This window comes from Myxococcus sp. CA039A, assembly GCF_013336645.1.
Lineage (GTDB): Bacteria > Myxococcota > Myxococcia > Myxococcales > Myxococcaceae > Myxococcus > Myxococcus llanfairpwllgwyngyllgogerychwyrndrobwllllantysiliogogogochensis.
The window spans coordinates 1-8,872 of the sequence record NZ_JABUMQ010000404.1 but is presented as its reverse complement, the minus strand read 5'-3'; the positions used below and the strand labels follow the sequence as shown (position 1 = coordinate 8,872).

At 68.8% G+C, this 8,872-nt stretch carries 5 protein-coding genes and 2 pseudogenes; all 7 read right to left on the bottom strand.

From position 1 onward, the window contains the following. Window positions 1–161: pseudogene (locus HR086_RS48975) on the bottom strand (prepilin peptidase); the annotation flags it as partial. 103 nt (window positions 162–264) lie between these two features. Beyond that, window positions 265–1,134, bottom strand: a complete 870-nt coding sequence (locus HR086_RS41440) for an FHA domain-containing protein (RefSeq protein WP_174468378.1) — start codon at window positions 1,132–1,134, stop codon at window positions 265–267. Between the two features lie 63 nt (window positions 1,135–1,197). Then, window positions 1,198–3,357 (bottom strand): hypothetical protein, encoded by a 2,160-nt coding sequence (locus HR086_RS41435; RefSeq protein WP_373564417.1) that lies wholly within the window; start codon window positions 3,355–3,357, stop codon window positions 1,198–1,200. Next, the gene (locus HR086_RS41430; protein WP_246137831.1) at window positions 3,354–4,664 is read right to left on the bottom strand and encodes a YncE family protein; all 1,311 of its coding nucleotides are present in this window, start codon (window positions 4,662–4,664) and stop codon (window positions 3,354–3,356) included. The genes HR086_RS41435 and HR086_RS41430 overlap by 4 nt, the downstream gene beginning before the upstream one ends. 298 nt (window positions 4,665–4,962) lie before the next feature. Next, on the bottom strand, window positions 4,963–7,068 hold the full coding sequence (glyS, locus tag HR086_RS41425; protein WP_174458997.1) for a glycine--tRNA ligase subunit beta: 2,106 nt from the start codon (window positions 7,066–7,068) through the stop codon (window positions 4,963–4,965). Continuing rightward, on the bottom strand, window positions 7,058–8,050 hold the full coding sequence (gene glyQ, locus HR086_RS41420; protein ID WP_141648943.1) for a glycine--tRNA ligase subunit alpha: 993 nt from the start codon (window positions 8,048–8,050) through the stop codon (window positions 7,058–7,060). Before glyQ ends, glyS begins: the two co-directional genes overlap by 11 nt. 84 nt (window positions 8,051–8,134) lie before the next feature. Beyond that, window positions 8,135–8,872 (bottom strand): annotated as a pseudogene (locus HR086_RS41415) (serine/threonine protein kinase); the annotation flags it as partial.

Sequence of the window (8,872 nt, the reverse complement as noted above, 5' to 3'; positions counted from 1 at the left end):
AGCCCTCCCACCCCTTCGGTGGCGAGGCGCACTCCCAGCCCCACCGCCATCAGCGGGTAGGTGACCACGTCGAGGATCTCTCGGCGCAAGACATCGGTTACCACCGAGATCACCAGGGCCACTCCAAGGACCGTCCACAGCGCGATGTGTCCAGGCGTCATCCGTCGCCTGTCCCATTCGCGTCCAGGCGTCCGGTATCAAACCAGGGACGCCTGGAGGCCGTCAATTGGCGAACAGCGAGTTGCCCCGGAAGACGGGGCTCACTCACCGGAGGACGAGCCGGATCTTCTCGCTGCAGATGAAGTACTCGTCCCCGTCTTCGACCTTCCGGCGCTTGATTCGCTGCTTGTTGAACCACGTGCCGTTGGACGAACCCAGGTCCTCGATGATCCAATCGTGGCCTTCCTGGGCGATGACCGCGTGCTCGCGGGAGACCTTCCCGGAGTTGATGACGAAGTCGCAGTGCTTGCCGCGGCCGATGACGAAGCGCTCCTTGATGATGCGCTCCTGATCTCCGGACTCGGTGACGAGGTACAGGGCGTTGCCTTCGTCCTCCTCCTCGGCGAGCTCGTCTGCGGGCTCCTCCTCGGGCTCGGCCTGCTCGTCCTCGAGGCCCGGGTCGTCCTGATCCTCGGGCAGCGGCTCCTCATCCTCCTCGACCATGTCGTCGTTGGGAGGAGGCGGCTCGTTCTTGCCCTTGATGAGGCGCTCCAGCTCCGCGGCCGTCTCCAGGACGCGCTCGGCCACCTCGCGGCGCACCGGGTCATTGTCCAGGCCGTTGGCGGAAGCGCGCTCTTCAGCGGCGGCCGAACGGGCACCGGGACGAGGCGGAGGAGGCGGCTCCGCCTTCGGGGCGGGCGCGGGCGCCAGCACCGGGGGCGAAGAAGCACGAGGAGCGGGAGCCGCGGAGATGGGGGCCGGACGCGCGGGCGCGGGCGCGGCGGAGGGCGCGGCGTGCGCCTCCGCTCGAGACCTTGCCTCGATGAAGCCGTTCAGACGCGCGAACATGAAGAGCGCCTGGTTGATCAGCGCATCGCGGTCCGAGCCCATCTGCTGGGCCATCTCTTCGTACGTGTCCCACAGGTGGTCGGCGATTCCGACCTTGCGGGCGGGGCGTGAGTTCTGATCGATCATCGGTCTTGACTCGGACGGTACAGGATGACCCGGACTCTAACAGACACCTCTCCCCACGCCCAATTACTCGAAGTAGGACAGCGCGACGTCGTTGAGGGTGTTGGTCCGCACCTCGTTCAGGTTCACCTGTAGAATTCCGTCCGCGGAAGGATAGGCGATGTAGGCCAGCGCGGTGCCACCCGCCTGGGAGCCCACGACGGGGCCTGGCAGGGTGTAGAACTGCAGACCCGCGCCCGAACTGCTCGACGTATTCACCCCGAAGACGTGGGTGAGCACGCCCGAGCCCACCGCCACCACGTAGCGGTCTCCTCGGACCAGACCCTCGCTGACGTCCACGCGGAGCCGCAGGGGCGGCGGGGTGGGCGGATAGAGGGGCACTGTCAGGCCCCCGGAGCCACAGCCCGTGAGCGTCGTCGTCGCCAGGAAGTCGGTCGGATGGAAAGTGTAGGAGCCCGTCGGGATCTCATAGCCAGACCCGACACCCTCCACGTCTCGCGACAGCAGACTGCCGTTCTCATCCACCAGCAGGAAGGGCTGCTCTCCCGACGCCAGCACCGTGAAAAGAGGGAGCTCCGCGCAGTCCGTCGGGATGGGGGTGAGCGTCTCCAGCCGCACCTTCCCTGCTTCCGCCGCGGGCTGAATCGACGACACGACCAGGTCCGTCGTGCAGATGATATCCAGGCTGGCCAGCACGATCACATCCCCCACCCTCACCTGCTTGCTGGCCTCGGCGGGCTGGGGAATCTCGAAGCTCGTCGGCGTCGACAGGTCCCGCGCCAGGTCGAACGCACCCGGGAATGCCCCCTGGTAGATGAAGCGGAAGAGGCCATTCGCCACCGAGCCCTCGAAGAGGCCCTTGCGGGTGACGCTCGGCCCCGTGGGATTCGCCGGGTCGCAGGGATACTCAAGGGTTTGAGACACGTCGACGCGCGTGGACACCCCTGCAATGTCGATTGTTTCTTCCGCCTGGTTGCGGGCCACCACGTTCACGAACGCCCTGCGCGTATCCAGGTCGAAGTCGCGTCGATCGCTCGCGGAGAACACGGTGATGGAGCCGTTGGACGAGGGCATCAAGCCGAGCAGCGGCACGGTGGCGGTATCGTTCACCGACACCCCTCCATCGTCTCCGATGAGGGTCAGGAGCAGCGACGCATCCGGGATGAGCGCCAGCCCCGTCGGGAGACCATCCTGGGGAAGGATGGGGAGCATGGGCGCGCCACTCAGGTCCGTGGCCTTCAGCCCTGTTGTCGAGTCCACCGCGAGCACACCAGAGCACTCCGGTGCCCCGCCGCAGGAGACCTCGTCCTTGACGCCATAGACGAACCGACCCGCTGGCATCTCGGAGAACTCGTTCACGTCGGGAGTCGAGGTGTCATCCTGTCGGGTGACGACGCGGGGATGGGAGACCACGATCCGCACGGGCGTGTTGTCGAAGCCCGCGGACAGGTCGCGCGTCGCCGTGGACGGAATGGTGCAGTTCTCGCTCGTGGTCGGATTCGCATCCGTCACCAGCAGCGTGCGCCCGGAGCGCCCGGACGCCTGCCGCGTGGCCACCACGAGCTGGTTGTCCGGCAGCACCGCCATCGCCTGGACTGACTCGCCTGGCTGGAGGCAGAACAGCGTCACCGGGGCCGGCACCAGCTCGCCCGCCTCGAGCGCCTCGGGCCCGGGCAGCGCCTGACGCTCGATGCGAGAGCCACCGCTGTCGTCCTCGAAGGGCGCGTCGGGGTCCTGCATGGCGTAGTAGAGCACGCTCGGCGCCGCCGGCTCGCCCTCGGGGCGCACGTCCGGCGAGCGGGCCGCGAAGGCCGTCACCAGGCTGCGCGCGAACAGCGGATGCACCTGCACCAGTCGCGCGGGGTCCGCTGCCACCACGGAGATCTGCGAGGCTCCGGCGCTGCGCGCGTACACGTACGGCCCTGGAAGCTCCGAGCCATCGGCCTTGTAGCCCACGTCATGCGTGAGCGAGTCCGGCCGGTCCAGAACCGGGATGGCCAGCGTCTGGAGCGGGTTGGGCGCGGGGATGAACTGCCTGGGATTGGCCGACAGGTCCAACACCTGGAGTTCGTCCCGGTCCGACGACGTCACGAAAACCAGGTTCCCGACGAGCGTCAGGTCATAGGTCCCAGACAGACCGGCGATGCCCGTCGTGGCCTGGGTGTCGGAGCAACCGACGGTCAGCCCGGCGCACGCGAGGAGGAGGGTGAGGGTTCCGCACTTCACGGGGAGGACTCCTGGCACACACTGGTGCCCTGACGCGTGTCGCGCATTTGCTGCGCGCCGAGCAGGGCGACCCACCGCGCATCCTGCGGCCGGTCGAGGTTGGGAATGTCGATGACAGCGACGCGTCCGTCGCCAAAGGTGGTGGCGAACAGGCGCGCCGAGTTGTTGCGCACGTCCGCCGTCAATCCGAAGGGCTGGCTGGGCTGGGCCGGGTCCTGTTTGCCCACGAGCACCTGCGCGACGAGCTGCCCCACCTCTTCGTCGTAGATGGAGACGGCCTCGTCGCCGCTGCCCGTCACCGCCACCAGGTTGCCCCGGCCTGGGCCACGCGAGATGACCTCCAGCTCACTGGCGCTCTCCGGCAGCGACTGAGCCGACACCACACGCAGCGTGGGCAGGTCCGCCAGCGCGTTCTCGATGTCGAGCACGAGCAGCGTGTCCGGGCCGCGCGCCAGCAGGTAGACACGCTCGCGATTGGGGTCCACCTGCGTCGGATTGTCGCGCATCATCAGCGGCGCCACCGCGATGCCTCGCGCCTCGCGGATGGAGTAGATGGCCTTCAGGTCGGACTCGAGGACGCGCCCCGTGTTCGTCCGGTCCACCAGCCGCAGCACGAAGCTGGCGGCGAGCGCACCCAGCTGTTCCGTCGCGGAGTTCCGCCCGGACGCATAGAGGTAGCGGCCACCGATGGCCACCGAGTGCGCCGCGCCCGCCAGCAGGCCACCGACGCCCAGGGGGACGAAGCTGGACGTGCTCAGCTCCTCGCGCGTGGGAGCCGAGGCGGGCAGGTCCACCAGGTACGACTGGAGCTCGGACTGGGACTCCGCCGCGGGCGGGCCCACCAGCTCCGTGTGCGTCACCCACACCCGGGCGTCGGGGTTGGTGCGCTCCACGGCGACGCCCATCGGCGACGGGGCGCCAGGGAGGCCGTCCTTCGACGCGCCCGGGACACCCACCAGCGACAGGGCGTTCACCCGGCAGTCGCGCCCGTTACCCCCCTGCGCGCAGTTCAAGTTCGCGCCGTCATCCGACACGTCGATGACCTGCAGGTAGCTTCCCTCCGCGCGCGTCGGGACGAACAGGCGAGGCGGGCGTCCGGGCGGACTCCACAGGGCCATTTCCCCCGCGAAGCTGTCGATGAGCACGAAGGCCGGCGCCGTGACGTGCAGCTCGGTGATGAGCGCGGGGAAGGGGGCCTCCGTGGTGTCGGAGAAGTCCTTGCCAAAGGGCCGCAGCCCCAGGGCGTCCAGGTCCAGCGCCGTCACCGCGCCGGAGGCGTAACACTTGTCGAAGTTCGCTCCCGCCACGTACAAGAATCCGTTCGTGGATGTAGAAACCTCGGGGCGCCAAAAGGCGACACCGCTCGGATAGACGAGGTGAGTGGACGGCGGAGGCTGCGGCTCGGAGTCGACGGAACACGACACGAGCAGCAGCGCGGAGGTGACGAGGTAGGCGCGCATCAGAGGGGGGCGGAGTGTAGGAAGGGGCCTCCCCCCGGGCAACCGGAAAGGATGGCATCCATTCCCGGGAGCCCTCCAGCAGACGAACTGGGACCCCCGGGGACGTGCTTCATCCCCCGGGGGGCAGGCAACCGCCAGACGGCGGTCAGGCGGCCGCTTCGGCCTGGATCTTCGAGAAGTCGGCCACCTGGTTGAACAGGGCGCCAATCTCCGTGAGGAGCCGGATACGGTTTTCCCGGAGCTCCTTGTCCTCGGCCATGACCATCACCTTGTCGAAGAAGGTGTCCACGGCGGGCTTCAGACCGGTGATTTCCTTCAGGGCGCCAGAGAAGTCGTCCGACTGGACGAACCCCGCCACGGAGTTGCGGGCCTGGGTGAAGGCGGAGTGGAGCTGACGCTCGGCGTCGTCCACCAGTTTCTGGGACTGCGTCTGCCCGCCCGCCACGTCGCGGCCCTGCTTCTCCACGATGTTGACCACGCGCTTGAAGGCCACGGCCAGGGGCTGGAAGTCCGCGCGCCCGACGATGAGGCTCAACGCCTCCAGGCGCTTGTGCGCGGCCACGAGGTCGTCGAACCCCGCCGCCAGCACCGCCTCCACCACGTCCGTGCGGTGCTGCTCGCCCCACAGCGACTTGAGCCGGCCCCGGAAGAACTCCAGCACCTGCTCGCGCGGAGCGGCATCACCCGCCTTGCGCTTGACGTTGGTCAGCTTGGGCGCAAGCAGCCGCAGCGCCTCGTCCACCGCTCCCGCCAGGCTGAAGCGATAGCCCCGGCCCAGCACCAGCCGGATGATGGCGATGCACGCCCGGCGCAGCCCGAACGGGTCCGCCGCGCCGCTGGGCGCCTTGCCAATGGCGAAGATGCCACAGAGCGAGTCCAGCCGGTCCGCGATGCCGATGAGCGCGCCCGCGTCCTGCGTGGGCAGCGCGTCCTCGGCGCCTCGAGGCAGGTAGTGCTCGAAGATGGCCTGGGCCACCGCCTCCGGCTCGCCACTGGCGCGCGCGTACTCGCGGCCCATGACGCCCTGGAGCTCCGGGAACTCGCCCACCATGCCGGTGACGAGGTCCGCCTTGGCCAGCGTGGCGGCGCGCTCGATGGTCGCGCTCTCCCCTGCCCGCTTCGTCTGGACCGCCAACCACACGCCCAACGTGCGGAAGCGCTCCACCTTCTCCAGATACGTACCCAGCTGCCCCTGCCACACCACGCGGCCCAGCTTCTCCACGCGGTCCATCAGCGGCGTCTTGCGGTCCTCGTCGAAGAAGAACCGGCCGTCCGCCAGACGCGCGCGCAGCACGCGCTGGTAGCCGCGGAGGCTCAGCTGCTCGTCGCGCACGGGCGTGTTGGACACGGCGATGAACTTGGGCAGCAGCTTCCCCGCCCCGTCCACCAGCGAGAAGTAGCGCTGGTGGCTCTTCATCTCCTGCACCAGCACCTCCGGGGGCAGGTCCAGGTGCCGCTCCTCGAACGTCCCGACGACGGGGCTCGGCAGCTCCACCAGGTTCGTCACCTGGTCCACCAATCCCTCGTCCTCCAGCAGCTTGCCGCCGGCCGCCTTCGCGGCCGCCGCCAACTTCTCCACCAACTGCGCGCGACGCTTCGCGATGTCCGCGACGACGTTCGCCTTCGCCAGCGCGGCCTCGTAGTCCGCGGGCGCCTTCAGCTCGATGGCGCCCGGCGCCAGGAACCGATGACCGTGGGTGGTGCGGCCGCTCTTCACGTCGCCGAAGACGACGGGAATCACGTCGCCGCCCAGCAGCGCCACCAGCCACTGCACCGGCCGCGCGAAGGACGCCTCCACGTCACCCCAGCGCATGGACTTGCGGAAGTTGATGGAGTGCACCGCGACATGCAGCGCGTCCTTCAGCGTGTCCGCCGCCGGACGCCCCTTCTCCTCGACGCGCGCGGACAGGTACTCGCCCTTCGCCGTCTGCGAGCGGCCCAGCTTGTCCACCGACAGCTTGAGGCTCTCGGCGAACTTCTCCGCCGCCTTGGTGGGCTTGCCCTCGGCGTCGAACGCGGCCTTGGCGCTGGGCCCCAGCACCTCCTTCACCACGTCCTCGCCCGAGTCCGCCACGTCCCGCACCAGCACCGCCAGCCGCCGGGGCGTGCCGTAGACGCTCACCTCACCGTGCTTCAGGCGCGCCTCCGCCATGCGCTCCGTCAACACGCGACGCAGGTCCTCCAGCGCGGGGCCGATGAACGACGCGGGAATCTCCTCCGCGCCAATTTCCAGCAGCAGGTCACGCGCCACGAGCCACCTCCGCCTTCTCCTTCTTCTCCACCGGCTTGTTGAGCTGCACCGTCTTCCAGTACTCGCTGGCGGGCTTGCCCTCGAGGAGGGCCGGCTGCTCTCCCACCGTCCACGGCGTCTTCAACAGCGGGTAACCCAGCCGCTCGCGCATCTGGAGGTAGCCCTCCGCGCACAGCCGCGCGTTGTCGCGCACGCGCTTGATGAACGCCGCGCGCTCCGTGACGGAGATGGCGCCGCGCGCATCCAACAGGTTGAACGTGTGCGAGCACTTCAGCGCGAAGTCATACGCCGGCAGCGGCAGCTGACGCTCGATGAGGCGCTTGCACTCCTTCTCGTACGCGTCGAACAGAGCGAAGAGCATGCCCGCGTCCGACTCCTGGAGCGCGTACCTGCTCATCTCCACCTCGTTGGGGTGGAACACCTCGCGGTACTTCACGCCCTTGACCCACTCGATGTCGAAGACGTTCTCCACGTTCTGCAGGTACATGCAGATGCGCTCCAACCCGTAGGTGAGCTCCGCGGAGACGGGCTTGCAGTCGAAGCCGCCGCACTGCTGGAAGTAGGTGAACTGCGTCACCTCCATCCCGTCGCACCACACCTCCCAGCCCAGGCCCCAGGCGCCGAGCGTGGGGGACTCCCAGTCGTCCTCGACGAACCGGATGTCGTGCTCGAGCGGGTCGATGCGAATCTTCCGCAACGACTCCAGATACAGCTCCTGCACGTTCTTCGGCGCGGGCTTGAGGATGACCTGGAACTGGTGGTGCTGGAACAGGCGGTTCGGGTTCTCTCCGAACCGGCCGTCCGCGGGGCGCCGCGAGGGCTGCACGTACGCCACGTTCCAGGGCTCCGGACCGAGCGCGCGAAGAAACGTGTACGGAGCCATGGTGCCGGCGCCGACTTCGAGGTCGTACGGCTGCGTGTTGATGCAGCCCTGGTCGGCCCAGTGCTTCTGGAGCGTGAAGATCAGATCCTGGAAATACATAGCTTTGGGTGTCCTTCTCGCATTGCGTCGAAGGAAGAGCCCGCGGACCCTAGTGAGGGGGTCCGGGGGCGTCAAGGACGGCGCTCACTCCTTGTACAGGGGGAGGTCCGCCAGTCGAATCTGCAATTTGGTCACTTCGCCGGGACGCACGGGCGCCGACAAACGACGGCTCGCCGCCTCCGCATCCGTGGGGTCGACCAACCTCAGGCTGTAGGTTCCCACCGGCAGGGGGAACTTCAGCAGCGGAGTGGTCCCCAACTGGGTGGCTCCGTCGAACACGGCCGCCCGAGGCACCGTGTAGAGGGTGATCCACCCCAGGCCCGCCTTCGCCGCGCCCTTGGGCGTGCTGGTGTCCATCACCTCCGCCAACATGTCCGGGTCCTGCGTCACGGTGGTGACCGGCTCGGGCACATCCTTGGCCTTGCTCTCGGCGCGGCGCGGGGTGGGCTTGCCGGAGGCCTCCGCCACACCCTTCCCGGTCGGTGACGTCGCGGCATCCTTCCCCTTGCGCGGGGACGTGACGGACGCGGTGCGGACCGAGGGCGTGCCAGACGGCTCCGGTGCGGCGGGTTGCTTCTCGACGGGCTCCGGTGCGGGCTCTTGCGCGGCGGCCTGGGCCCCCGGACGTGGGTCCACCGGCGCCGTCGTGCCAGGAAAGCCCGGCGGCGGGCCCGGCTTCTGTTGAGGAGGCCACGGCGCTTCCGCCGCGGGGTCCTTCGAGGGCTGCGAATCCAACTCCGCCTTCACCCAGGCCTTCGCGGAGTCGACGGCGGGAAGGAACTGCGCGCGGACGGAGGGCAGCGTCGCCGCCCAGCCCAACCC